Genomic DNA, 25721 nt, shown 5'->3' with positions numbered 1-25721 from the left:
GTTGATAGGCCGGATCTGGAAGCCAGGTAACTGGTGGAGGTGACCGGTACTAATAGGCCGAGGGCTTGTCCTCAGTTGCTCGCGTCCACTGTGTTGGTTCTGAAACCACGAACAGCCCCGCTGTCGAAAGCGGTTCGGTTGTCTGTTTCATAGTGTTTCGGTGGTCATAGCGTGAGGGAAACGCCCGGTTACATTCCGAACCCGGAAGCTAAGCCTCACAGCGCCGATGGTACTGCAGGGGGGACCCTGTGGGAGAGTAGGACACCGCCGAACAATCTTTGAAAGGGTTGGATCTGGAACTTCGGTTCCGGGTCCAACCCTTTTTTGGTTTGCGTAACGTGTCGTTCACGTTCCGCGCCGAGCATCCCAGCATGGGTACTGCTGCAATGCTCAGGGCCGCCGGTGTCGGTGTCGGCGACGAGGTCATCGTGCCGGCCTTCGGGAACGTCGAAGTCGCCGAGGCCGTGACACTGGCCGGTGCGCTTCCGGTGTTCGCCGACATAGATCCGCTGACCTACTGCCTCGACGTGACGGCGGTCGAGGCGGCCATAACTGCCCGTTCCGCAGCGGTGGTTGTCGTACACCGGTTTGGACGGTGGGCCGACATCCGGCGGTTGCGCGAGCTGGGACAGCGGCACGGGCTGCTGGTGCTGGAGCAGGGCGAGTCCGAGGCTCCGTACGACGAGATCGCGCAGCGTCGGCAACGGGCCTCGTATCTCGATGCGAAGCTGCGCGGTGTGCGGACGCCGGACGGTGGCGACGGGCACACCTACCAGCAGTACGTCGTGCGGGTGCCGGGGAACGGCCGGCCCGACCGGGACGCCTTCGCTCGGGCCCTGCGGGGCAAGGGAGTTGAGTGCCGGGTGCCGGTGAAGACGCCGGTGCACCGACTGCCGGAATTCCGGCGCTGTGTCTCGCTGCCGGAAACGGAGGTGGCCGCCGACGAGACGCTGGCGCTGCCCGTGGACGCCGCGTTGACGAAGCGGGAGATGCAGCGGATCGTGTCCGCCTGCAATGCCCTCGGCGGACTGCTTCAGCCCGCCTTCTGAACGAGTTTGGGAACTCGGGCCTGTTCGGGGTACGATCTATTCCGTTGCCGCGGGGGAAACCCCGAAAAGGCAACAGGCCCCTATAGCTCAGTCGGCAGAGCGTCTCCATGGTAAGGAGAAGGTCAACGGTTCGATTCCGTTTGGGGGCTCAAGGAAGAAAAGTCCCGCCCGAAAGGGCGGGATTTTTTTGTGCTTCCTTCCGGTCGTTCCTTCCCGCGGTCCCCGCTCTCAGTCCTTCTGGAGACCGGGGACCCGCATCGCCAGGATCGCCATGTCGTCGGACGGGGCGTCCGACGCGAAGCGCTCCACCGCGCGCATGATGCGTGCGGCGACCGCGCCCGCCGTCAGGCCCGTGCAGGTCGTCAGGACGTCCGCGAGGCCGTCGTCGCCGAGCATGCGCGTGCCCTCCCGGCGTTCCGTCACGCCGTCGGTGACGCAGAGGAGGACGTCGCCCGGGTCGAGGGTGACCGTCTGCTCGTACAGCTCCAGGTCCTCGATGACACCGAGGAGGGGCTGCGGTTCGGCGGCTGCCTCCACGGTGCCGTCCTGGCGCAGGCGCAGCGGGAGCGGGTGGCCGGCGCAGACGACCTTCATCTCCGCGCTGCCGTCCTCCTGGGGGCGCATCTCGCCGTACAGGAGGGTCAGGAAGCGGCTGCGGGCTCCCTCGTCCAGGATGGCCGAGTTGAGGCGCTCCAGGACCGCGGGACCGCTGAGGCCCTCCCGGGCGAGCAGGCGCAGTGCGTGCCGGGCGAGGCCCGTGACGGCGGCCGCGTTGGGGCCCGTACCGCAGACGTCGCCGATGGCGAAGCCGTACGCGTTGTCGGCGATCGGGAAGACGTCGTAGAAGTCGCCGCCGACCTCGTTGCCCTCGCCGGCCGCGCGGTAGATGACCTCGACCTCCATGCCCTCGATGTGCGGGGTGCCCGGGGGCAGGAGGCTGCGCTGGAGGGCCTGGCTGATGGCCGTGCGCTCCGAGTAGAGGCGGGCGTTGTCCAGGGCCAGGGCGGCCCGGCGGGACAGGTCCTCGGCCAGTTCCAGGATCTCCTGGCGGAAGTGTTCGTCGGTGGGCTTGCCGAGGGTGAGCATGCCGATGACGCGGTTGCGGGCGACCAGGGGGAGGACCACCGTCTCGCCGCCCACGGCGGAGGCGGTGGCGAGCGTCGGTCCGATGCCGGAGGAGACCTGGCGGGTGGGGCCGCCGGTCAGGCCGAGGCTGCGCATCGAGCTGCGCAGGGCGGCCTGGTGGGCGTGCTCGCCGGGGGCGGCCCAGACCCGGGCGCCGGGGGTGGGTACCGGGTCCGGCGGGGGCACCTTGGCGAGCAACGACTTGATGCCGTCGATGAGTTCCTCGTCCTCGTGCAGGACGTAGGACAGGTACGGCTCGGAGGCCTGGTCGGCGATGGTGTAGACGGCGCACCAGGTGGCGAGGGTGGGGACCGTCATCTGGGCCATCAGGGCGAGGGTCTGGTCGCGGTCCAGGGTGCCGGCGAGCAGGTCGGACGCCTCGACCAGGAAGCTGAGCGAGCCACGGCGCAGCCGCTCCAGCTCGCCGAGGCGGGCCGACTCGACGGCCAGGGCGATGCGGTCGGCGGCGAACTGGAGGCGCAGTGCCTCCTCGTTGGAGTATCTGCCCGCTGCCTCGGCCGCGACGCCCAGGGAGCCGGTGAGGCGGCCCTCGACCTTCAGCGGGACCGTGACGACCGAACGCATGCCGGTGCCGGCCAGGAGGGGGACCGCGCCGGGAACGGCCGCCAGATCGTCGTGTACGGCCGGCATGCGGGCCGAGCCGTAGCGGCCGGGGCCGGCTTCCACGGGCACGCGCGCGAAGCGCTGGCGGGCGGACGGGAGGCCGGTGGAGGCGCGGACCTCCAACTCGGTCTCGTCGTCGGTGGCGAGGAGCAGGAACGCGGAGTCGCCGTCGAGCATGTCGCGGGCGCGTTCGACGGTGCGCTGGAGGAGGCCGTCGAGGTCGTCCGGGGCCGGGGAGCCGATGAACACCTCGAAGGGGTCGCTGCTCTGGCCGTCGGAGGCGCCGCCGGCGTCGGAGGCGGGGACGCGCAACGGGGTCTGGAGGACGGCCCGTTCGTGGTCGCGTACGAGGAGGCAGACCGTGGAGGGCTCGCCGCCGGTGTCGCGGACTCTCAGGTGCGAGGCGTAGACGGAGGTCACGCGGCCGTCGGCGCCGCGGATGCCGTAGCTGCCCTCCCAGCGGGAGAGTTGGAGGGCCTCGGCGATGCCGGTGCCGGTGCCGGGGGTGTGCGGCCAGGCGGCGAGGTCGGTGAGCGGCTTGCCGGTGACCTCGGCGGCGGCGTGGCCGAAGATCTCCTCGGCGTCCTCGTTCCAGGCCGAGATGGAGCCCTTGCGGTCGATCTGGACGACCGCGACCCGGACCCGGCCGTCGGCGAGGGGCAGCAGGTCGGCGGGGAGGGAGGGGCCGGCCGCGCGGGTGCCCACGGGGCGTTCGGGGAGGTCGAGCTGGAACCAGACATTTTTGTGCGTGGACGTGTATTCGACACCCCAGCGGCTGGCGAGGGCCGCGCAGAGCTGGAGTCCGCGGCCGCCCTCGCGGTCGGGGCTGCCCATGTTGACGGGGGAGCCCTGGAGCGGGACCTCGCGTTCCGGGTAGCGGTCGGAGACCTCGATGCGCACCCCGTCGTCCGTGCGCAGGCACAGCACGTCGGCGTGGGTGCCGGCGTGCACCACCGCGTTGGTCACCAGTTCGCTGGTGAGGACCACGGCGTCGTCGACGACGTCCCCGAAGCCCCAGCCCTGGAGGGTGTCGCGGACGAAGGCCCGGGCGGTCGCGACCGATCGCCCGACGGGCTCGAAGCTGGCGGCCGCGCGCGCGGTGATCACAGAACTCCTCGACCGTGTCTCGACATGCGGGCTTGCCTGGCCGGGCTGGTGCCGCTGGTGCGGCATGCGCTCGCCCGAGGGCCGTGGCTCCGGGTTGTGTCCCCCGGGGATCACTCCGGTGGTCATGGTCTGCGGCCGCCCCTCCGAATGCCCGCTCGTTCTCTGCCACCGCCCAGGCCGGACGGACCGGTGCGGCTGGACAGCCGCATGCAAGGTTACTTACCTTCGCCGTCCGAGCGGATGCCGGTCGCCAGTGTTTACGCCCCCAGGGTGTGCGGACGATGTGCGAAGCTGCCGAACTGTTATGGCCTGGTTCGGTGAGGGTGAAACACTGGGCAAGCTTGTGATGAAGGTCCGGTCAGCCCGAATGCGTTGCGTGTACGGCGGGCAGCAGCCCCTGGTGTGGCCGGATCTCGTCTGGCAGAAATACGCAGCAGTAACCGGTACGCCGGAGTAAGCGGTACGCCGGGTACGGCGGTGTCCGAGCACAGCAGTAACGGTCGACCCCTGCGGGAGGGACACAGTGGAGTCTGGCGCAGCGGCGCGGGGCACTAAAGCGCGCGCGAAGAGCGGACCGTCCCTGAGCAGGCAGCGGGGCGGTGACGGGACCACCGCGGTGGACACGGCTTCCCTGAACCGGCTGCTGGTGGCGCTGGTGGCGATGCGGGACGGCAACTTCCGCAAGCGGCTCACGGTGTCCGGGGACGGCGTGATGTCGGAGATCGCGGCGGTCTTCAACGAGGTGGCCGACCGCAATCTCCACCTCACGGGTGAGCTGTCACGGGTGCGGCGTGTCGTCGGACGTGAGGGAAAGCTCACGGAGCGCCTGGAGACGGGTGCCTGCGAAGGCTCCTGGGCGGCCGCGGTCGACAACTCCAACGCCCTCGTCGACGACCTGGTACGGCCGGTCTCCGAGGTGGGCCGGGTCCTGACGGCGGTGGCCGAGGGTGATCTGTCGCCGCGTATGGAGCTGCGGTCGCCGTCGCCGGACGGGGCCGGTCATCCGCTGCGCGGTGAGTTCCTGAAGGTCGGCCGGACCGTCAACAACCTGGTCGACCAGTTGTCGACGTTCACCGACGAGGTCACGCGTGTGGCCAGTGAGGTGGGCACCGAGGGCAAGCTGGGCGGTCAGGCCCGGGTGCGGGGTATGTCCGGTTCGTGGCGGGACCTCACGGACTCGGTGAACACGATGGCGTACCGGTTGACGGCACAGGTGCGGGACATCGCGCTGGTGACGACGGCGGTCGCCAAGGGCGACCTGTCACGGAAGGTCACGGTCCAGGTCGCCGGCGAGATGCTGGAGCTGAAGGAAACCGTCAACACGATGGTCGACCAGCTGTCGGCGTTCTCCTCCGAGGTGACCCGGGTCGCCCGTGAGGTGGGCACGGACGGCATCCTGGGCGGTCAGGCGCACGTGCCGGGGGTGGCGGGGACGTGGAAGGAGCTCACCGACTCCGTCAACACCATGGCCGGCAACCTGACGGCCCAGGTGCGCGGGATCTCGGAGGTGACCACCGCGGTCGCCAACGGTGACCTGTCGCGCAAGGTCACCGTTCCGGCGCGCGGTGAGGTCGCGCAGCTCGCCGAGACGATCAACCAGATGACCGAGACGCTGCGGATCTTCGCGGACGAGGTCACGCGTGTGGCCAACGAGGTCGGCGGCGAGGGGCGGCTGGGCGGGCAGGCGAACGTGCCGGGCGCGGCGGGTACCTGGAAGGACCTGACGGACTCCGTCAACACGGTGTTCCGGAACCTGACCACCCAGGTGCGCGACATCGCCGCCGTGACGACGGCGGTGGCCAACGGTGATCTGTCGCAGAAGGTCACCGTCGACGTGGCCGGCGAGATGCTGGAGCTGAAGAACACCGTCAACGGCATGGTCGACCAACTGTCGTCGTTCGGTGCCGAGGTCACCCGGGTGGCCCGGGAGATCGGGGTCGAGGGTGAGCTGGGCGGCCAGGCGCAGGTGCCCGGAGCCGCCGGTACCTGGAAGGACCTGACCGACTCCGTCAACACCGCGTTCCGCAACCTCACCGGCCAGGTCCGCAACATCGCCCAGGTGACGACGGCGGTGGCCAACGGTGATCTGTCGCAGAAGGTCACGGTCGACGTCTCCGGCGAGATGCTGAAGCTGAAGAACACCGTGAACACGATGGTGGACCAGCTCTCCAGCTTCGCCGACCAGGTGACGCGGATGGCCAGGGACGTGGGCACCGAGGGCCGGCTGGGCGGTCAGGCGCGCGTGGACGGCGTCTCGGGCACCTGGAAGGAGCTGACGGACTCCGTCAACTTCATGGCCGGCAACCTGACCTCCCAGGTGCGGCAGATCGCCCAGGTGACGACGGCGGTGGCGCGGGGCGACCTGTCCCAGAAGATCGACGTCGACGCGCGAGGCGAGATCCTCGAACTGAAGAACACGATCAACACGATGGTCGACCAGCTGTCCGCCTTCGCCGACCAGGTCACCAAGGTGGCCCGTGAGGTGGGTACGGAGGGACGGCTGGGCGGTCAGGCGCAGGTGCCCGGCGTGGCCGGTGTGTGGCGGGACCTGACGGACTCGGTGAACGGCATGGCCGGCAACCTGACGGCCCAGGTGCGCAACATCGCCCAGGTCGCCACCGCGGTGGCCCGCGGTGACCTCTCCCAGAAGATCACCGTGGACGCGCGCGGTGAGATCCAGGAGCTGAAGAACACCCTGAACACGATGGTCGATCAGCTGTCGTCGTTCGCCCAGGAGGTCACGCGCGTGGCGCGTGAGGTGGGCACCGAGGGCATCCTGGGCGGCCAGGCCGAGGTGCAGGGGGTCGCGGGTACCTGGAAGGACCTCACCCAGTCCGTGAACTTCATGGCGAACAACCTGACCATCCAGGTGCGCAACATCGCCGAGGTCACGACCGCGGTCGCCAAGGGCGACCTGTCGAAGAAGATTACTGTTGACGCGAAGGGCGAGATCCTCGAGCTCGTCACGACGGTCAACACCATGGTCGACCAGCTGTCGAGCTTCGCGGAGCAGGTGACCCGGGTGGCCCGTGAGGTGGGCACCGAGGGCATCCTGGGCGGTCAGGCGAGGGTTCCGGGTGTCACGGGCATCTGGAAGGACCTCAGCAACAACGTGAACCAGATGGCCAACAACCTGACCATGCAGGTGCGGAACATCTCCCAGGTCTCCGCGGCGGTCGCCAACGGCGACCTGACCCGGCAGGTCACCATCGAGGCGAGCGGTGAGGTGGCCCAGCTCGCCGACACCATCAACCAGATGGTGAAGACCCTGAGTTCGTTCGCCGACCAGGTCACGAAGGTGGCCCGTGAGGTGGGCACGGACGGCATCCTGGGCGGTCAGGCGCACGTACCGGGTGTGGCGGGTACGTGGAAGGACCTCACCGAGTCGGTGAACCAGATGGCGTCCAACCTGACCGGCCAGGTGCGCAACATCGCGATGGTCACCACGGCCATCGCGAAGGGCGACCTGACCAAGAAGATCGACATTGACGCGCGCGGTGAGATCCTCGAGCTCAAGACGACGATCAACACGATGGTCGATCAGCTGTCGAGCTTCGCCGAGGAGGTCACCCGGGTGGCCCGCGAGGTGGGCACCGAGGGGGCGCTCGGCGGGCAGGCGCGCGTGCGTGACGTGGACGGCACCTGGCGCGACCTCACCGAGTCCGTGAACGAGATGGCCGGGAACCTGACCCGGCAGGTGCGTGCCATCGCGCGCGTGGCGACCGCGGTGACCCGCGGCGACCTGAACCTGAAGATCGACGTGGACGCGTCCGGCGAGATCCAGGAACTCCAGGACTACATCAACAAGATGATCGCCAACCTGCGTGACACCACGGTGGCCAACCAGGAGCAGGACTGGCTCAAGGGCAACCTGGCCCGGATCTCCGCGCTGATGCAGGGCCGCCGCGACCTGGTGGACGTGGCCTCCCTGATCATGAGCGAGCTGACGCCGGTGGTGACCGCCCAGCACGGCGCTTTCTTCCTGGCGATGCCGCTGGTCGACGGCAAGGACATGACCGCCGAGGACGAGGACGCGTACGAACTGCGCATGCTCGGGTCGTACGGCTACTCGATGGGCTCCATGCCGACGTCGTTCCGGCCCGGTGAGGCGCTGATCGGGACCGCCGCCCAGGAGAAGCGGACGATCCTGGTGGAGAAGGCGCCGACCGGTTACCTGAAGATCTCCTCCGGGCTCGGCGAGGCCCCGCCGGCGCAGGTGATCGTGTTGCCGGTGCTGTTCGAGGGCAAGGTGCTCGGCGTGATCGAGCTGGCCTCCTTCACGCCGTTCACGCAGATCCAGAAGGACTTCCTCAACCAGATCGCCGAGATGATCGCGACCAGCGTCAACACCATCTCCGTCAACACCAAGACCGAGGTGCTGCTGAAGCAGTCGCAGGAGCTGACCGAGCAACTCCAGGAACGGTCGGCCGAGCTGGAGAACCGGCAGAAGGCCCTCCAGGCGTCCAACGCCGAACTGGAGGAGAAGGCCGAGCTGCTGGCCCAGCAGAACCGGGACATCGAGGTGAAGAACACCGAGATCGAGGAGGCCCGGCAGGTCCTGGAGGAGCGCGCCGAGCAACTCGCCGTCTCCATGCGCTACAAGAGCGAGTTCCTCGCCAACATGTCGCACGAGCTGCGCACTCCGCTCAACTCGCTGCTGATCCTGGCCAAGCTGCTCGCCGACAACGCCGAGGGCAATCTGTCGCCGAAGCAGGTGGAGTTCGCCGAGACCATCCACGGCGCCGGATCCGACCTGCTCCAGCTGATCAACGACATCCTGGACCTGTCGAAGGTCGAGGCGGGCAAGATGGACGTCTCCCCGACGCGGATCGCCCTCGTCCAGCTCGTGGACTACGTGGAGGCCACCTTCCGGCCGCTGACCGCGGAGAAGGGCCTCGACCTGTCGGTGCGGGTCTCGCCGGAGCTGCCCGCCACCCTGCACACGGACGAGCAGCGGCTCCTCCAGGTGCTGCGCAACCTGCTGTCCAACGCGGTGAAGTTCACCGATTCCGGCTCGGTGGAGCTGGTGATCCGGCCGGCGAGCGGCGATGTCCCGGTGGGGATCAGGGAGCAGCTCCTGGAGGCCGGTTCGCTCAGTGATCCGGACGCGCCGCTGATCGCGTTCTCGGTGACCGACACGGGCATCGGTATCGCGGCCAGCAAGATGCGGGTGATCTTCGAGGCGTTCAAGCAGGCCGACGGCACGACCAGCCGCAAGTACGGCGGTACGGGCCTCGGGCTGTCGATCTCGCGGGAGATCGCGCAGCTTCTGGGCGGTGAGATTTACGCGCAGAGCGAGCCGGGCCGCGGCTCCACGTTCACGCTGTACCTGCCGCTGCACCCCAGCGAGCTGCCGCCGCAGGGCTACCAGCAGTCCGTGCCCCAGCTGGAGGCCGGGGACCTGGTTGCCTCGCACCACGCCCTGGAGCTGTCCGGCGTGGAGATCGAGACGCCGGCCGAGGTGAAGTCGTACCAGGAGACCCAGAACGGCGCCGCGGCGCTCTTCCGGCGCCGTCGCCGGGGGGCTCCGGTGGCGGAGGCGTGGCCGGTGCTCGCGGAGCAGGAGGCGACGTCCCCGCAGCCGCGCCGGGGCATGCGGTTCGGCGGTGAGAAGGTGCTGATCGTCGACGACGACATCCGCAACGTCTTCGCGCTCACCAGCGTCCTGGAGCAGCACGGCCTGTCGGTGCTGTACGCCGAGAACGGCCGGGAGGGCATCGAGGTCCTGGAACAGCACGACGATGTCGCGGTCGTCCTGATGGACATCATGATGCCCGAGATGGACGGCTATGCCACGACCAACGCGATCCGCCGGATGCCGCAGTTCGCCGGGCTGCCGATCATCGCGCTCACCGCGAAGGCGATGAAGGGCGACCGGGAGAAGGCCATCGAGTCGGGCGCCTCCGACTACGTCACCAAGCCGGTCGACCCCGATCACCTTCTGGCGGTGATGGAGCAGTGGATGCGCGGGGAGTGACAGGAACGGTCAGGCGTGATGTGAACGTTGTGGGAACGTTCCGTGTGCACGGGGAGTTGCTGACTCACGGTGGCGGAACCCGTGTAGAAGTGCGGGATTGGGGGAACCTTCTGGTCTCCGGCTGCGTTTCTGCTACGTGCACAGTGACATCGCGGTGACAGGGTGTGGCGACAGGCGGGGTGCGGCTACCATGACCGGCACAAGGACGGGCGGCGAAAGGGAGTCGTCCCCTGGGGCGGCGCCCGGTGCACATCCGGGGCGAGGAGGGCGGGCCATGGTGCAGAAGGCCAAGATCCTCCTGGTCGATGACCGGCCGGAGAATCTGCTGGCGCTGGAGGCCATCCTCTCTGCGCTCGATCAGACACTGGTGCGGGCATCGTCCGGGGAGGAAGCGCTCAAGGCACTGCTCACGGACGACTTCGCGGTGATTCTGCTGGACGTCCAGATGCCGGGCATGGACGGTTTCGAGACCGCGGCGCACATCAAGCGGCGGGAGCGGACCCGGGACATCCCGATCATCTTCCTCACGGCCATCAACCACGGTCCGCACCACACCTTCCGGGGCTACGCCGCGGGCGCGGTCGACTACATCTCCAAGCCCTTCGACCCGTGGGTGCTGCGCGCCAAGGTCTCGGTGTTCGTCGAGCTGTACATGAAGAACTGCCAGCTGCGCGAGCAGGCGGCGCTGCTGCGGCTCCAGTTGGAGGGCGGCGGCAAGGGCGGCGCGGTGGCCGGCAAGGAGTCCGCGGGGCTGCTCGCGGAGCTGTCGGCCCGGCTCGCGGCCGTCGAGGAGCAGGCCGAGGCGCTGTCCAAGCAGCTGGACGACGAGTCCGCGGACGCGGCTGCGGTGGCCACGGCGGCCCACCTGGAGCGCAAACTCACCGGCCTGCGCCGGGCGCTCGACGCCCTCGAACCGGGCACGGGCGGCGCCACGCCGCCGGTCCCGTCGCAGAACTGACCGCGACGGCGGACGCAGTTGCCCATGAGCGTGCGTCAGTTCCGCGCCCCGCGAAGGGCGACACGAACGGGTGAAGCAGTGGGCACACGTGTCCCCTGTCGCATCCCCCGGTAACCTCACACCCATGGCCTCACGTCCCTCGGCAGCCAAGAAGCAGCCCGCGAAGAAGGCCGCTCCCTCGAAGGCTCCGGCGAAGAGGGCCGCCGCGAAGAAAGCCCCGGCCAAGAAGGCGCCCGCCAAGAGGACCGCGGCGAAGAAGTCCGCGCCGGCACCCAAGCCGGCGCCCAGCCCCACCGGGGGCGTGTACCGCCTGGTGCGCGCCCTCTGGCTCGGCGTCGCGCACGCCGTCGGCGCCGTCTTCCGCGGCATAGGACAGGGAGCCAAGAACCTGGACCCGGCCCACCGCAAGGACGGCATCGCCCTGCTCCTGCTCGGGATCGCCCTGATCGTCGCCGCCGGGACCTGGGCCGACCTGCGCGGGCCGGTCGGCGATCTGGTCGAGATCCTCGTCACCGGCGCCTTCGGCCGCCTCGACCTGCTGGTGCCGATACTGCTCGCGATGATCGCCGTACGGTTCATGCGCCACCCCGAGCAGCAGGACGCCAACGGGCGGATCGTGATCGGCCTGTCGGCGCTGGTCATCGGCGTGCTCGGCCAGGTGCACATCGCCTGCGGCTCGCCCGCCCGCAGCGGCGGCATGCAGGGCATAAGGGACGCCGGCGGCCTCATCGGCTGGGCGGCGGCCACCCCGCTGACGTACACCATGACCGAGGTCCTCGCCGTACCCCTGCTGGTACTGCTCACGATCTTCGGGCTGCTCGTCGTCACCGCGACCCCGGTGAACGCCATTCCGCAGCGGCTGCGGGCACTCGGCGCGCGCCTCGGGCTGCTGCACGACCCCGAGCCCGACGACGGGTACCAGGAGTACAGCGAGGACGACGAGCGCTACGACGAGCAGTGGCGCCAGGCACTGCCCGCGCGCCCCCGCAGGCGCTCCGGTGCCCCCCAGGAGTACGACCCCGACAGCGCCGAGCAGGAGGCCCTCGCCAAGCGCCGGGGCCGCCCGCGCCGCTCCGCCGTGCCGCAGCCCGAGCTGGGCCGCCAGATGGACGCCGTGGACGTCGCGGCGGCCGCCGCGGCCGCGCTCGACGGCGCCGTCCTGCACGGCATGCCGCCCTCGCCGCTCGTCGCCGACCTCACCCAGGGCGTCAGCGTCGGCGACCGCGAGGACACCACCCCCACGCCCGTGCCGGCACCGAGCCCGAGCCCGGTCCCGGCCGCGCGGCCCAAGCAGGAGAAACTCAAGGTCGAGCCGGTCGTCGCGGACCTGACCAAACCGGCGCCCGAGGAGCCCCGCGACCTGCCCCCGCGCGCCGAGCAGCTCCAGCTCTCCGGCGACATCACCTACTCGCTGCCGTCGCTCGACCTCCTCACCCGCGGCGGCCCGGGCAAGGCGCGCAGCGAGGCCAACGACCGGGTGGTCGCCTCGCTCACCAACGTCTTCTCCGAGTTCAAGGTCGACGCGGCCGTCACCGGTTTCACCCGCGGGCCGACGGTCACCCGCTACGAGGTCGAGCTCGGCCCCGCCGTGAAGGTCGAGCGGATCACCGCGCTCACCAAGAACATCGCGTACGCCGTCGCCAGCCCGGACGTGCGGATCATCAGCCCGATCCCCGGCAAGTCCGCGGTCGGCATCGAGATCCCCAACACCGACCGCGAGATGGTCAACCTCGGGGACGTGCTGCGGCTCGCCGAGTCCGCCGAGGACGACGACCCGATGCTGGTCGCCTTCGGCAAGGACGTCGAGGGCGGCTACGTCATGCACTCGCTGGCGAAGATGCCGCACATGCTCGTCGCCGGCGCCACCGGCTCCGGCAAGTCGTCCTGCATCAACTGTCTGATCACCTCGGTCATGATGCGGGCGACCCCGGAGGACGTGCGGATGGTCCTGGTCGACCCGAAGCGCGTCGAGCTGACCGCCTACGAGGGCATCCCGCACCTGATCACGCCGATCATCACCAACCCGAAGCGGGCCGCCGAGGCGCTCCAGTGGGTCGTGCGCGAGATGGACCTGCGCTACGACGACCTGGCCGCCTTCGGGTTCCGGCACATCGACGACTTCAACAGGGCGATCCGCGAGGGCAAGGTCAAGCTGCCCGAGGGCAGCGAGCGGGAGCTGCAGCCGTACCCGTACCTGCTGGTGATCGTCGACGAGCTGGCCGACCTGATGATGGTCGCCCCGCGCGACGTCGAGGACGCGATCGTGCGCATCACGCAGCTCGCGCGCGCGGCCGGCATCCACCTGGTGCTCGCCACCCAGCGGCCGTCGGTCGACGTGGTCACCGGTCTCATCAAGGCGAACGTGCCCTCCCGGCTCGCCTTCGCCACCTCCTCGCTCGCCGACAGCCGCGTCATCCTCGACCAGCCCGGCGCCGAGAAACTCATCGGCAAGGGCGACGGACTCTTCCTGCCGATGGGGGCGAACAAGCCGACCCGTATGCAGGGCGCGTTCGTCACCGAGGAGGAGGTCGCCGTCGTCGTCCAGCACTGCAAGGACCAGATGGCGCCGGTCTTCCGGGACGACGTCACCGTGGGCAGCAAGCAGAAGAAGGAGATCGACGAGGACATCGGCGACGACCTCGACCTGCTCTGCCAGGCCGCTGAGCTGGTCGTCTCCACCCAGTTCGGTTCCACGTCCATGCTCCAGCGCAAGCTGCGGGTCGGCTTCGCCAAGGCCGGCCGGCTCATGGACCTCATGGAGTCGCGCGGTGTGGTCGGGCCGAGCGAGGGGTCCAAGGCGCGCGACGTTCTGGTAAAACCTGATGAGCTGGACGGGGTGCTTGCTGTGATCCGCGGGGAGTCCGAGGGGTAGACCTGAGGGGTAGACCTGTCCGAGGGCTACGGGCGTCTGCGGGCCGGGTGGAGTCATCGCCGTGATCCACCCGTTAGGGACCGTCGGGCAACCGTTTCCCTTTGACGTACGTCAAGTTGAGCGAGAGGAAAGGTGTGTACCCCATTCTGGGGCGCGCACCTGACCCGTCATCGGGATGTCGGGCCATACCGATGGCGTACAAAGTCGTACCGCCCGGTTGCCTCACCCTTTTGTACCCCCCATAGACTGAACCTCCAGCACAGGTGGCTACACGCTCGAAAGGCGCCCCCGTGTCCATCGGCAGCAACTCCCCTGAAGACGAGCGTCCGTTCCCAGACGTGTCCGAGGAAAACCGCCCCTCCGTAGGCCGAGCCCTCAAGCAGGCCCGCATCGCCGCCGGGCTGACCGTCGACGACATCAGCGGGAGCACCCGGGTCCGTATCGCCATCGTGCACGCCATCGAGGCCGACGACTTCGCGCCCTGCGGCGGCGACGTCTACGCCCGCGGGCACATCCGGACCCTGGCGAAGGCCGTCGGTCTCGACCCCGAGCCGCTGCTCGCGCAGTTCGCGGCGGAGCACGGTGGTGGGCGGCCCGCGCCGACGCCCGCCGCGCCGCTGTTCGAGGCGGAACGTATCCGCCCCGAGCGGCGCGGACCCAACTGGACGGCGGCCATGGTCGCCGCGATCGTCGTCGTGATCGGTTTCGTCGGCTTCACCGCCTTCAAGGGCGGCGACGGCGACGACGCCAAGCAGTCGGTCGCCGAGGGCCCCGCCCCGACGACCAGCAAGCCGGTCTCGCCGACCCCGAAGGAGAGCAAGCCCGGCAAGACCCCCGAGCCCTCCGACAGCGCGATCGCCGCCGCGCCCCAGGACAAGGTCACCGTCCAGGTCAGCGCGGTCAACGGACGCAGCTGGATCTCGGCCAAGGACCACAACGGCCGGATGCTCTTCGACGGGCTCCTGAAGAAGGGCGACTCCAAGACCTTCCAGGACAGCTCCAAGATCAACCTGATCCTCGGCGACGCCGGCGCCATCCAGCTCTACGTCAACGGCAAGAAGATCGAGGACCAGTTCCGGCCGGGCGCGGTGGAGCGTCTGACGTACACCAAGGGCGACCCGGAAGTCGGATAATCGTTCGGATCATGCACGTACACAAGGGGTTGGCCATGATCGGCCAGCCCCTTCGACGTGGGCTGTCAGTCAGACAAAGTAGTCTTGAGCCCATGCCTGAACGCCGTACCGTCGCACTCGTCACTCTCGGCTGCGCCCGTAACGAGGTGGACTCGGAGGAGCTCGCAGGCCGTTTGGAGGCGGACGGCTGGCAGCTCGTCGAGGACGCATCGGACGCGGATGTCGCCGTCGTCAACACCTGTGGATTCGTCGAGGCCGCCAAGAAGGACTCGGTCGACGCCCTCCTGGAGGCCAACGACCTCAAGGGGCACGGCAGAACCCAGGCCGTCGTGGCGGTGGGCTGCATGGCCGAGCGGTACGGCAAGGAGCTCGCCGAGGCGCTGCCCGAGGCGGACGGCGTGCTCGGCTTCGACGACTACTCCGACATCTCCGACCGCCTGCAGACCATCCTGAACGGCGGCATCCACGCCTCGCACACCCCGCGCGACCGCCGCAAGCTGCTGCCCATCAGCCCCGCCGAGCGGCAGGACTCGGCCGCCGCGGTGGCGCTCCCGGGGCACGGCCCGGCCGACCTCCCCGAGGGTGTCGCGCCCGCCTCCGGCCCGCGTGCGCCCCTGCGCCGCCGCCTGGACGGCGCCCCCGTCGCCTCGGTCAAGCTCGCCTCCGGCTGCGACCGGCGCTGCTCCTTCTGCGCCATCCCGTCCTTCCGCGGCTCCTTCATCTCACGCCGCCCGAGCGACGTGCTGAACGAGACCCGGTGGCTGGCCGAACAGGGTGTGAAGGAGATCATGCTGGTCTCCGAGAACAACACCTCCTACGGCAAGGACCTCGGCGACATCCGCCTCCTGGAGTCCCTGCTGCCCGAGCTGGCCGAGGTGGACGGCGTCGAGCGGGTGCGGGTCAGCTACCTCCAGCCCGCCGAGATGCGCCCCGGCCTGATCGACGTGCTGACCTCCACCCCGAAGGTCGTCCCGTACTTCGACCTGTCCTTCCAGCACTCCGCCCCGGGCGTGCTGCGGGCCATGCGCCGCTTCGGCGACACCGACCGCTTCCTGGAGCTCCTCGACACCATCCGGAGCAAGGCGCCGCAGGCCGGCGTCCGCTCCAACTTCATCGTCGGCTTCCCCGGCGAGTCCGAGTCCGATCTCGGCGAGCTGGAGCGCTTCCTGAACGGCGCGCGCCTGGACGCCATCGGTGTCTTCGGCTACTCCGACGAGGAGGGCACCGAGGCGGCCACGTACGAGAACAAGCTCGCCGAGGAGGTCGTGGCCGAGCGTCTCGCGCACATCTCCCGGCTCGCCGAGGAGCTCGTCTCGCAGCGGGCCGAGGAGCGCCTCGGCGAGACCGTGCACGTCCTCGTGGAGTCCGTGGACGACGAGGACGGCGTCCACGGCCGGGCGGCCCACCAGGCGCCCGAGACGGACGGCCAGGTGCTGCTCACCAGCGGCGCGGGACTGCGCGTGGGCCGTATGGTCGAGGCGAAGGTGGTCGGTACGGAAGGTGTCGACCTGGTGGCCGAGCCGTTGCAGGGCTCGCCCGCATGGAGTGAGGAGGCCGGCAGATGACCGGAGTCCCGGCGTCCGCCGCGGGCGGCTCCTCCGGCGCGCACGGCGCCCCGGGCTCCGCCGCCACCTCCGGTGCCGCCCCGGATTCCGGTTCCCGTGACCCCGGTTCCCGTGACTCCGGCGCCCGCGACGGCGAGCGGCCCGCGCGCGGCGGGAAGATCGCCGCTGCCGCCGTCAACCAGGCCAGCCTGTGGAACGTCGCCAATCTGCTGACCATGCTCCGGCTGGTCCTGGTGCCCGGCTTCGTCGCGCTCATGCTGGCCGGCGGCGGATACGACCCGGCGTGGCGCTCGCTCGCCTGGGCGGCCTTCGCCATCGCCATGATCACCGACCTGTTCGACGGGCATCTGGCACGCACCTACAACCTCGTCACCGACTTCGGGAAGATCGCCGATCCCATCGCCGACAAGGCGATCATGGGGGCGGCGCTGATCTGCCTGTCCGGGCTGGGCGATCTGCCCTGGTGGGTGACGATCGTGATCCTCGCCCGGGAACTCGGCATCACGCTGATGCGTTTCGTGGTCATCCGCTACGGCGTGATCCCGGCCAGCCGCGGCGGCAAGCTCAAGACCCTCACCCAGGGCGTGGCCGTCGGGATGTACGTGCTGGCACTGACGGGGTGGCTGGCGACCCTGAGGTTCTGGGTGATGGCCGCGGCCGTCGTCCTGACCGTCGTCACCGGCCTCGACTATGTGAGACAGGCCATTGTGCTGCGGCGGCACGGAATCGCCGAGCGCGCGGCAGCGTCGGAGGAGACGGAAGAGTGAATTCCACGGCCGCCGAACTGGTGCGACTACTGACGGTGAGGGGTGAGACCCTGGCTGTCGCCGAGTCGCTGACCGGCGGCCTGGTCGCGGCGGAGATCACGACGGTGCCGGGAGCGTCCAAGGCGTTCCGGGGCTCCGTCACCGCCTACGCCACCGAGCTGAAGCACGGCCTGCTGGGCGTCGACGCCACCCTGCTGGCGCAGCGGGGCGCGGTGGATCCGCAGGTCGCGGCCCAGATGGCCGCCGGAGTACGCAAGGCGCTGGGCGCCGACTGGGGCCTCGCGACCACCGGAGTCGCCGGACCGGAACCGCAGGACGGCCAACCGGTCGGGACGGTCTTCGTGGCCGTGGACGGGCCGTTCGGCCCTGGTTCCGGTTCTGCCGCTGGCGGAAAAGTGGAGGCCCTGCGGTTGAACGGCGACCGCGCGGAAATTCGTAGAGAGAGTGTACGGAGCGTACTCGCACTGCTTCTGAGGGAGCTTGCGAGCGAACAGACCGGGAATGAGCGGACACAGGATACGGAACAGAACGGGGGGTTTTGATGTTTGCAGCCCTGAGTGAACACGACATCGCTCCCCGCACGGCCGCGGCGCAAGGCGGTACGGTGGGGCGTGAAGGATGCGGCTACGCGGTCCGAGGAGGGAGCCACCGATGATTCTGCTCCGTCGCCTGCTGGGTGACGTGCTGCGTCGGCAGCGCCAGCGCCAGGGCCGTACTCTGCGCGAAGTCTCCTCGTCCGCCCGAGTCTCACTCGGCTATCTCTCCGAGGTGGAGCGGGGGCAGAAGGAGGCTTCCTCCGAGCTGCTCTCCGCCATCTGCGACGCGCTGGACGTACGGATGTCCGAGCTCATGCGGGAAGTGAGCGACGAGCTCGCCCTCGCCGAGCTGGCCCAGTCCGCCCAGGCCACCGAGCCCGTGCCCACGCCGGTTCGCCCGATGCTGGGTACCGTCTCGGTGACCGGCGTGCCACCGGAACGGGTGACCATCAAAGCGCCCGCCGAGGCGGTGGACGTGGTCGCCGCGTGACGCCTGCGCGGATGTAGACCGACGCGGCGCCGACCTGGCGCCGAAGAAGTGCGCGAGGCCCCGGCCGGGGCCCTGCCGGGGAGACCCGGGAGGGTACGGCCGGGGCTTTCGTGCCTCCGTGGACGGCATGCGTCCATTTGCCGGTGTCCGCCGTCCCGGTCATGGTGGAGGGACGCTTGCCAGGGGCCGACGACCGGAGACAACGCATGCACGCCGTGAAGAGCCCGCTGCCCGAACCTCTTCGTCGGGATCGCGGCGGATCCGGAGCAGCAGCACTGGATGTGCCAGGCGGAGAACGCGTAGCAGAGGCCGATGCCGGTCCACGGCCGTTGCATCGGTGAGCCCTCGGTGCGCCTCCCCGGTGGGCCGGGCGGCGTTCTAGCGTCCGGCTGGAGGTGACGGCCATGGTGGGGCGGATAGTGCGCTGGGGGGTTGCGCTGGGGTTCGCGGCGGTGTGGTGGTGGGCCGTGCTGCGGATCACCTTCGCCGACGGCGCCGGGGCCCTGGAAGGGACCGTGGCCGCCGGCGGGTGGGGACTGAGCCTGCTGCCGGTGAACTGCGTGCCGAGAGCCCGTGCGGCGGGGGCCCTGGGGCCGGCGCGCTGGCGGACGGCCTGGCGGATCCAGGGGGCTACCAGGGCATCGCCACCCCTCCGTTCGGGCGCAGGATCTGGCCCGTCGTGAACGAGGAGGCGTCGGACGCCAGGTAGAGCACGGCGTGCGCGACGTCCGCGGCCTCGCCGACCCGGCCCAGCGGTGACATCCGGGCCATCCGGGCCTCCGTCTGCTGCTGCTCCGCGCTGTCGTCGCGGTCGGTCATGGGGGTGCGGGTCCAGCCCGGGGCGACCGCGTTGACGCGGATGCCCTGCCGGCCGACCTCGTTGGCGAGCGTCTTGGTCAGCTGGACCACGGCCGCCTTGGCGGCGCCGTAGCAGAGCAGGCCGGGGCCGCCTGTGTCGATCGCCCCGGAGGCCATGGTGATGATGCTGCCCCCGCTCCGCCCGTCCAGCATCAACCGGACCGCCTCCTGGCAGGCGTACAGCACGCCCTTGAAGTTGACGCCCAGCACCCGGTCGAGGTCCTCGTCCCTGGTCTCCAGGACCGGGCTGCGGTGCATGATCCCGGCGATCGCCGCCATGACGTCCAGCCGCCCGCAGGACCGCACGGCCTCCCCGAGCCGCGCCCGGTCGGTGACGTCGAGGGTGTGGGGGCGGGCGGAGCCGCCCCGGTCCTTGATCAGCGCCGCCGTCTCGTGCAGGCCGTCCGCGTCCCGGTCGGCACAGTGCACGGTCGCGCCCGCCTCGGCGAGCAGCACGGCGGACGCCCGGCCGATGCCGCCGGCGGCGCCGGTGACGAACGCGGTGCGTCCGGTGAGGTCGTACGCCTTGAGGGACATGAGGGGACGGTACGAGCAGTTCTGACGGGTCGTCAATTAGTCGTACGGGGGCGGGTTCCGTGGGCGCGCCGGGAACCCGGGGCGGGGGCCGGGCCGGTCTGGCAGGCGGGGCACCAGTAGGTGGGGCGCTCGCGGGAGCCGTCGCCCTGGTCGGCGAGCCGGATCGGGGTGTGGCAGCGCAGGCAGGGGCGGGGTGCGCGGCCGTAGACGTAGAGGTCGTGGTCGCGCAGGCCGGTGGTGCGGCGGACCACGCGGTCGCGGTTGGCGTCCAGGAGGCGCTGGGCGAGGCCGGGGAGGATCGCGGCGCGGTCGGCGGGGAGCGCGCCGACCGGGAGCCAGGGGGTCGCGCCGATCAGGAAGCAGAGCTCGCTCTTGTAGATGTTGCCGATCCCGGCGAGGTTGCGCTGGTCGAGCAGGGCCTCGCCGAGCGGGCGGGCGGGGTCCGCGAGGAGGTTGGCCAGGGCGCGGTCGGGATTCCAGTCGGGGCCCAGCAGATCGGGGCCGAGGTGGCCCACGGCCCGCTCCTCCTCGTCGGTGCGCAGGAACTCCAGGACCTGGAGGCGGTATCCGACGGCCGCGCGGTCGGCGGTGGAGAGGATCGCCCGGATCTGGTGCGCGGGACCGCCCCGCCAGCGCTCACCGGTGCCGTAGACCTTCCAGGCGCCCTCCATCCGCAGGTGCGTGTGCAGGGTCAGGCCGCCCTCGAAGCGGGTGAGCAGGTGCTTGCCGCGCGGGGTGGTGCCGAGGACCGTACGGCCGCTGAGGTCGACCGTGGCGTACTTGGGCACCCGGAAGTCGCTGCGGGTCAGCACCTGGCCCGCGAGCGCGTCGTGCAGGCGCCTCGCGGCCTGCCAGACCGTGTCACCTTCGGGCATGGGTCAAGGGTGGCACGGAGGGGGCGGGAGGTGAGGCACGCACCGTGCTTCACGCCCGCAGGCGCAGGCCGCGCGGGGTCGCGATGAAGCCGGCTGCCTCCAGGAGGGTGCCGAGCGGGGAGGTCAGGGCCGAGGCGCCGTTGACGCGCTCCACCGTCACCGTGCCGAGGGTGCCCGCGCGGGCGGCGGCCGCGAGGGCCTCCGCCGCGCTACGGAGCCGGGTGTCGTCGGTGGCGGCCGTGTCCGGGGTGGCGGGCCAGGCCAGCAGGGTCTTGCCGCCCCGCTCCATGTAGAGCGTCAGCTCGCCGTCGACCAGGACGACGAGCGAGCCGGCCTTGCGGCCCGGTTTGTGCCCGGCGCCGGTCGGAGGCTCGGGCCAGCCGAGGGCGGCGCCGTAGGCGTTCGCTGGGTCGGCGGCGGCGAGGACCACGGCTCCGGGGCCGGGGGCGGCGGGGGCGCGGGTGTGGCGGTTGCCGTAGGCGTACGGGTTCGTGTTGTAGGGGTTCGCGGGGCTGCCGCCTCGGGGGCCGCCGTAGCCGGGGGCCGCGAACGGGTCGGCGGGGGCGAGGTCCTTGGGGGAGACGTAGTCGCCGGGGGCGGTGGGCGGCTCTGGCGGCCAGGTGAAGTCGCCGTCCAGGTCGGGGAGACCGGCCGTGTCGAAGGGGCCGAGGGGATCCAGGGGGTCGGCGGGTGTGCCGTGGCCGCCGTTCGGGCCGGTGAACGCGGCGGGTCCGGAGGGGCCGGTGCTTCCGAAGCCGGTGCCCGGCAGGCTCTCGCCCCGCTCGCGGGCGTTGGACACCGCGCGCAGCCGGTCGACCGCGCCGTCCATCGCGAACTGGGCCGCCCCCAGGCCCTCCACGACGTAACCCCGGCGCGCCTGGCCGCTCTCCTCGAACGCCGACAGGATCCGGTACACCGCCGAGAAGCCGCCCTCGACGCCCTCCGCCGCCACCGCGCCCCGGGTCACCACGCCGTGCCGGTCGAGGAGGGTACGGGCCAGGGCGTGGGCGCGCACGGTGGTGTCCGGCTCGCGCTGCGGCAGCAGGGACCAGCGCCCGGCCACGGTCGGCGGGCCGGTACGGGAGGCGGGCCGGGCGGCGGCCGTCAGGGAGCCGTAGCGGCCGCGCGGGACGGCGCGCTTGGCGCGGTGCGCGGTGGAGCCCGCGGTGCGCCCCGAGCCGAGCAGGGAGCGCATCGGGGCCAGCGTGTCGTTGGTGAGCCGCCCGGACCAGGCCAGGTCCCAGACGGCGTCGGCCAGTTGGGGATCGGTGGCGTCGGGGTGGGTGGTGGCGCGGACCTGGTCGGCGATCTGCCGGAAGAACAGGCCGTAGCCGCCGGAGAGGGCGTCGAGGACGGACTGGTGGAGAGCGGTCAGCTCCAGTGGGTGCGGCGGCGGGAGGAGCACGGGGGCCGCGTCCGCCAGATACAGGGAGACCCAGCCGTCCTTGCCGGGCAGGGCTCCCGCGCCGGCCCACACGAGCTCGCCGGCCGCGGTGAGTTCGTCGAGCATCGCGGGCGAGTAGTTCGCCACGCGGGACGGCAGGACCAGCTTCTCGAGAGCCGACGCCGGTACGGACGCGCCCTGCAACTGCTCCACGGCGCGCACCAGTCCGTCGACGCCGCGCAGCCCGTGCCCCTTGCCGATGTGCTGCCACTGCGGCAGGAACTGGGCGAGCGCGGCCGGTGCCACCGGCTCCAGCTCGTGCCGGAGCGCGGCCAGCGAACGGCGGCGCAGCCTGCGCAGCACCGCCGCGTCGCACCACTCCTGGCCGATGCCCGCCGGATGGAACTCGCCCTGCACCACCCGCCCGCTCGCGGCGAGCCGCTGCAGCGCGCCCTCCGTGACCGCCACCCCGAGCCCGAAGCGGCCGGCCGCGGTGGTCGACGTGAACGGGCCGTGGGTGCGCGCGTACCGGGCGAGGAGGTCGCCGAGCGGGTCCTTCACGGGCTCGGTGAAGGCCTCGGGGACGCCGACGGGCAGGGCCGTGCCGAGGGCGTCGCGCAGCCGGCCCGCGTCCTCGACCGCCGCCCAGTGCTCGGCACCGGCGATCCGGACCCTGATGGCCCGCCGGGCGCCCGCCAGCTCCGCGGCCCACTGCGGCTCGGCGCCCCGCTCCGCCAACTCGGCGTCCGTGAGCGGCCCGAGCAGCCGCAGCACGTCGGCGACGCCCTCCGGGTCCTTGATCCTGCGGTCCTCGGCGAGCCACTGGAGCTCGCGCTCCAGCTCGGTCAGCACCTCCGCGTCGAGCAGCTCCCGCAGCTCCGCCTGGCCCAGCAGCTCGGCCAGCAGCCGGGAGTCCAGGGAGAGCGCGGCCGCGCGGCGCTCGGCGAGCGGTGAGTCACCCTCGTACAGGAACTGGGCGACGTAGCCGAAGAGGAGGGAGCGGGCGAACGGGGACGGCTCCGGGGTGGTGACCTCGACCAGGCGGACCTTCCGGGATTCGAGGTCACCCATCAGCTCCACGAGCCCGGGGACGTCGAAGACGTCCTGGAGGCACTCGCGGACCGCCTCCAGGACGATCGGGAACGAGCCGAACTCGCTCGCCACCTGGAGCAGTTGGGCGGCGCGCTGGCGCTGCTGCCACAGCGGGGTGCGCTTGCCGGGGTTGCGGCGCGGCAGCAGGAGCGCGCGGGCGGCGCATTCGCGGAAGCGGGAGGCGAACAGGGCCGAGCCGCCGACCTGGTCGGTGACGATCTGGTCGACCTCGCCCTTGTCGAAGGCGACGTCCGCCGCGCCCACCGGGGCCTGCTCGGCGTCGTACTCCGAACCGGCCTTCATGGGGGCCTGGTCGAGCAGGTCGAGGCCCATCAGGTCGGCGTCCGGCAGCCGCAGCACGATGCCGTCGTCGGCATGCATGACCTGGGCGTCCATGCCGTACCGCTCGGACAGCCGGGCGCCCAGGGCGAGCGCCCAGGGGGCGTGGACCTGGGCGCCGAAGGGGGAGTGGACGACGACCCGCCAGTCGCCCAGCTCGTCGCGGAAGCGCTCGACCACGATCGTGCGGTCGTCGGGGACATGGCCGCAGGCCTCGCGCTGTTCGTCCAGGTACGACAGCACATTGTCCGCCGCCCAGGCGTCCAGGCCCGCCGCGAGGAGGCGCAGCCGGGCGTCGTCCTTGGCGAGCGCGCCGACCTCGCGCAGGAACGCGCCGACCGCGCGGCCCAGTTCGAGCGGGCGGCCCAGCTGGTCGCCCTTCCAGAAGGGGAGGCGGCCCGGGACACCCGGGGCGGGGGAGACGAGCACGCGGTCGCGGGTGATGTCCTCGATGCGCCAGGAGCTGGTGCCCAGGGTGAAGACATCGCCCACCCGGGACTCGTACACCATCTCCTCGTCCAGCTCGCCGACCCGGCCGCCGCCCTTCTTGGGGTCCGCGCCGGCCAGGAAGACGCCGAAGAGGCCGCGGTCGGGGATCGTGCCGCCCGAGGTGACGGCGAGCCGCTGGGCGCCCGGGCGGCCGGTGACCGTCCCCGCGACCCGGTCCCAGACCACACGCGGGCGCAGCTCCGCGAACGCGTCCGACGGGTAGCGGCCCGCGAGCATGTCGAGCACCGCGGTGAACGCCGACTCCGGCAGCGAGGCGAAGGGCGCCGCGCGGCGGACGGTGGCGAGCAGGTCGTCGACCTGCCAGGTGTCCAGCGACGTCATCGCGACCAGCTGCTGGGCCAGCACGTCGAGAGGGTTGGCCGGGACCTTCAGGGACTCGATGGAGCCGGTGCGCATCCGCTCGGTGACCACGGCCGCCTGCACCAGGTCGCCCCGGTACTTGGGGAAGACCACGCCGGTGGAGACCGCGCCGACCTGGTGCCCCGCGCGGCCGACGCGCTGGAGGCCGGAGGCGACCGACGGCGGGGACTCCACCTGGACGACCAGGTCCACCGCGCCCATGTCGATGCCCAGTTCGAGACTGGAGGTGGCCACCACGGCGGGGAGCCGGCCCGCCTTCAGGTCCTCCTCCACCAGGGCGCGCTGCTCCTTGGAGACCGAGCCGTGGTGCGCGCGGGCGAGGACCGGCGGGGCGCCCTGGGCCGCGCCCGAGCCGCCCATCAGCTCGGCCGGGGAGTGGTGCTCGTCCAGCGGCTCGCCGGTCGCGCGCTCGTAGGCGATCTCGTTGAGCCGGTTGCACAGCCGCTCCGCGAGGCGGCGGGAGTTCGCGAACACGATCGTCGAGCGGTGCGCCTGCACCAGGTCGGCGATCCGCTCCTCCACGTGCGGCCAGATCGACGGCTTCTCCGCGCCCTCGGCGCCGTCGGTGGCCGGGGAGCCGCCCAGCTCTCCCATGTCCTCCACCGGGACGACGACCGAGAGGTCGAACTCCTTGCCGGACGTCGGCTGGACGATCTCCACCTTGCGACGCGGCGAGAGATACCGGGCCACCTCGTCCACCGGGCGGACGGTCGCCGACAGGCCGATGCGGCGGGCCGGCCTCGGCAGCAGCTCGTCCAGCCGCTCCAGGGAGAGCGCGAGGTGCGCGCCGCGCTTGGTGCCGGCGACCGCGTGCACCTCGTCCAGGATCACCGTCTCGATGCCGGTCAGCGCGTCGCGCGTGGCCGACGTCAGCATCAGGAACAGGGACTCCGGGGTGGTGATCAGGATGTCCGGCGGGCGGGTGGACAGGGCGCGGCGCTCGGCGGCCGGAGTGTCACCGGAGCGGATGCCGACCCTGACCTCCGGCTCGGGCAGGCCCAGCCGGACGGACTCCTGGCGGATGCCGGTCAGCGGGCTGCGCAGGTTCCGCTCGACGTCGACGGCGAGGGCCTTCAGCGGTGACACGTACAGCACGCGGCAGCGCTTCCTGGGATCGGCCGGGGGCGGGGTGGAGGCCAGCTGGTCCAGGGCGGCGAGGAAGGCGGCCAGTGTCTTGCCGGAGCCGGTCGGGGCGACCACCAGCACGTCCGAGCCCGCGCCGATGGCCTGCCACGCGCCCGCCTGGGCCGCGGTGGGCGCGGAAAACGCCCCCGTGAACCAGCCGCGGGTCGCGGGGGAGAAGCCGTCGAGGGCCCGGTGTGCGGATTTCGCCATGCGTCCATCCTGCACCCGGCCACTGACAATCGGCTCTGACCTGCGGAGATGTCCTCGGCTTCGCCTTCGGTCCGTGTGTTCCCACCCGCACCGCCCGTGACAGTTTCGTCGTCGGGTGCGAGTGGCCCCCGTGGGGCGGATTCGCCGTCGGCGGCCGCGCGAAGGTGGGTGGGGGCGCGCGCTGGCTCGGGAGGGCCGGACAGGGATGGTGGTGGCCGTGTCGGGTGG

The 25721-nt window shown here is 71.2% G+C and carries 13 protein-coding genes, 1 tRNA gene and 1 rRNA gene; 11 read left to right on the top strand and 4 right to left on the bottom strand.

The window, feature by feature from the left end; translation table 11 throughout:
• Positions 1-156: 156 nt before the first annotated feature.
• The 3 genes from rrf to ACFY6U_RS05375 all read left to right on the top strand — a co-directional run bounded on the left by rrf (position 157) and on the right by ACFY6U_RS05375 (position 1198).
• A 5S ribosomal RNA gene (gene rrf / locus ACFY6U_RS05385) occupies positions 157-273 on the top strand.
• Positions 274-386: 113 nt separating this feature from the next.
• Positions 387-1049, top strand: coding sequence for a DegT/DnrJ/EryC1/StrS family aminotransferase (locus tag ACFY6U_RS05380; RefSeq protein ID WP_390035210.1), 663 nt, complete (start codon positions 387-389; stop codon positions 1047-1049).
• A gap of 76 nt (positions 1050-1125) precedes the next feature.
• A tRNA-Thr gene (locus ACFY6U_RS05375) sits at positions 1126-1198 on the top strand.
• A gap of 79 nt (positions 1199-1277) precedes the next feature.
• Here ACFY6U_RS05375 and ACFY6U_RS05370 read toward each other — a convergent pair.
• Positions 1278-4031: a SpoIIE family protein phosphatase gene (locus ACFY6U_RS05370; RefSeq protein ID WP_390035162.1), complete on the bottom strand. Its 2754-nt coding sequence runs from the start codon at positions 4029-4031 to the stop codon at positions 1278-1280.
• A gap of 397 nt (positions 4032-4428) precedes the next feature.
• On the opposite strand from ACFY6U_RS05370, the gene ACFY6U_RS05365 reads away from it, so the two are divergent.
• The 8 genes from ACFY6U_RS05365 (at position 4429) to ACFY6U_RS05330 (ending at position 18203) form a co-directional block, all read left to right on the top strand.
• A complete protein-coding gene (locus tag ACFY6U_RS05365; RefSeq protein WP_390035161.1) occupies positions 4429-9882 on the top strand; it encodes a HAMP domain-containing protein in 5454 nt (1817 codons plus the stop codon).
• A gap of 274 nt (positions 9883-10156) precedes the next feature.
• Entirely contained in the window at positions 10157-10840 is a 684-nt protein-coding gene (locus ACFY6U_RS05360; RefSeq protein WP_390035160.1) for a two-component system response regulator, read from the top strand.
• Between the two features lie 124 nt (positions 10841-10964).
• Positions 10965-13712, top strand: coding sequence for a DNA translocase FtsK (locus tag ACFY6U_RS05355; protein ID WP_390035159.1), 2748 nt, complete (start codon positions 10965-10967; stop codon positions 13710-13712).
• A 290-nt stretch (positions 13713-14002) separates the two neighbouring features.
• A complete protein-coding gene (locus ACFY6U_RS05350; protein ID WP_351484957.1) occupies positions 14003-14845 on the top strand; it encodes a RodZ domain-containing protein in 843 nt (280 codons plus the stop codon).
• A 92-nt stretch (positions 14846-14937) separates the two neighbouring features.
• On the top strand, positions 14938-16410 hold the full coding sequence (gene rimO, locus ACFY6U_RS05345) for a 30S ribosomal protein S12 methylthiotransferase RimO (RefSeq protein ID WP_390035158.1): 1473 nt from the start codon (positions 14938-14940) through the stop codon (positions 16408-16410).
• On the top strand, positions 16407-17177 hold the full coding sequence (gene pgsA, locus ACFY6U_RS05340; protein WP_390035157.1) for a CDP-diacylglycerol--glycerol-3-phosphate 3-phosphatidyltransferase: 771 nt from the start codon (positions 16407-16409) through the stop codon (positions 17175-17177). Before rimO ends, pgsA begins: the two co-directional genes overlap by 4 nt.
• Positions 17174-17719 carry a CinA family protein gene (locus ACFY6U_RS05335; protein ID WP_390035156.1) on the top strand — a complete coding sequence of 182 codons (546 nt, stop codon included), beginning with the start codon at positions 17174-17176 and terminating at the stop codon, positions 17717-17719. The genes pgsA and ACFY6U_RS05335 overlap by 4 nt, the downstream gene beginning before the upstream one ends.
• Positions 17720-17828: 109 nt before the next feature.
• Positions 17829-18203, top strand: coding sequence for a helix-turn-helix transcriptional regulator (locus ACFY6U_RS05330; RefSeq protein WP_351484950.1), 375 nt, complete (start codon positions 17829-17831; stop codon positions 18201-18203).
• 630 nt (positions 18204-18833) lie between these two features.
• On the opposite strand, the gene ACFY6U_RS05325 is transcribed toward ACFY6U_RS05330, so the two are convergent.
• From ACFY6U_RS05325 to ACFY6U_RS05315, 3 genes are read right to left on the bottom strand one after another with little or no spacing between them, the layout of a single operon-like run.
• Complete coding sequence (locus ACFY6U_RS05325) at positions 18834-19598, bottom strand: SDR family NAD(P)-dependent oxidoreductase (RefSeq protein WP_390035155.1); 765 nt, start codon at positions 19596-19598, stop codon at positions 18834-18836.
• 32 nt (positions 19599-19630) lie between these two features.
• Entirely contained in the window at positions 19631-20473 is an 843-nt protein-coding gene (locus tag ACFY6U_RS05320; protein WP_390035154.1) for an Fpg/Nei family DNA glycosylase, read from the bottom strand.
• 49 nt (positions 20474-20522) lie between these two features.
• Positions 20523-25493, bottom strand: a complete 4971-nt coding sequence (locus tag ACFY6U_RS05315) for an ATP-dependent helicase (RefSeq protein WP_390035153.1) — start codon at positions 25491-25493, stop codon at positions 20523-20525.
• Positions 25494-25721 lie beyond the last annotated feature (228 nt).

This window comes from Streptomyces sp. NPDC013157 (assembly GCF_042899865.1).
In the GTDB taxonomy this organism is placed as follows: Bacteria; Actinomycetota; Actinomycetes; order Streptomycetales; family Streptomycetaceae; genus Streptomyces.
This window is presented reverse-complemented; position numbering and strand designations above follow the sequence as displayed.

What these genes read in the sequence shown, in the direction of transcription:
- ACFY6U_RS05380 (WP_390035210.1), top strand. Translation starts at nt 387, where the DNA reads ATGCTCAGGGCCGCCGGTGTCGGTGTCGGCGACGAGGTCATCGTGCCG.
- ACFY6U_RS05370 (WP_390035162.1), bottom strand. Translation starts at nt 4,031, where the DNA reads ATGACCACCGGAGTGATCCCCGGGGGACACAACCCGGAGCCACGGCCC.
- ACFY6U_RS05360 (WP_390035160.1), top strand. Translation starts at nt 10,157, where the DNA reads ATGGTGCAGAAGGCCAAGATCCTCCTGGTCGATGACCGGCCGGAGAAT.
- ACFY6U_RS05355 (WP_390035159.1), top strand. Translation starts at nt 10,965, where the DNA reads ATGGCCTCACGTCCCTCGGCAGCCAAGAAGCAGCCCGCGAAGAAGGCC.
- rimO (WP_390035158.1), top strand. Translation starts at nt 14,938, where the DNA reads ATGCCTGAACGCCGTACCGTCGCACTCGTCACTCTCGGCTGCGCCCGT.
- pgsA (WP_390035157.1), top strand. Translation starts at nt 16,407, where the DNA reads ATGACCGGAGTCCCGGCGTCCGCCGCGGGCGGCTCCTCCGGCGCGCAC.
- ACFY6U_RS05330 (WP_351484950.1), top strand. Translation starts at nt 17,829, where the DNA reads ATGATTCTGCTCCGTCGCCTGCTGGGTGACGTGCTGCGTCGGCAGCGC.
- ACFY6U_RS05325 (WP_390035155.1), bottom strand. Translation starts at nt 19,598, where the DNA reads ATGTCCCTCAAGGCGTACGACCTCACCGGACGCACCGCGTTCGTCACC.
- ACFY6U_RS05320 (WP_390035154.1), bottom strand. Translation starts at nt 20,473, where the DNA reads ATGCCCGAAGGTGACACGGTCTGGCAGGCCGCGAGGCGCCTGCACGAC.
- ACFY6U_RS05315 (WP_390035153.1), bottom strand. Translation starts at nt 25,493, where the DNA reads ATGGCGAAATCCGCACACCGGGCCCTCGACGGCTTCTCCCCCGCGACC.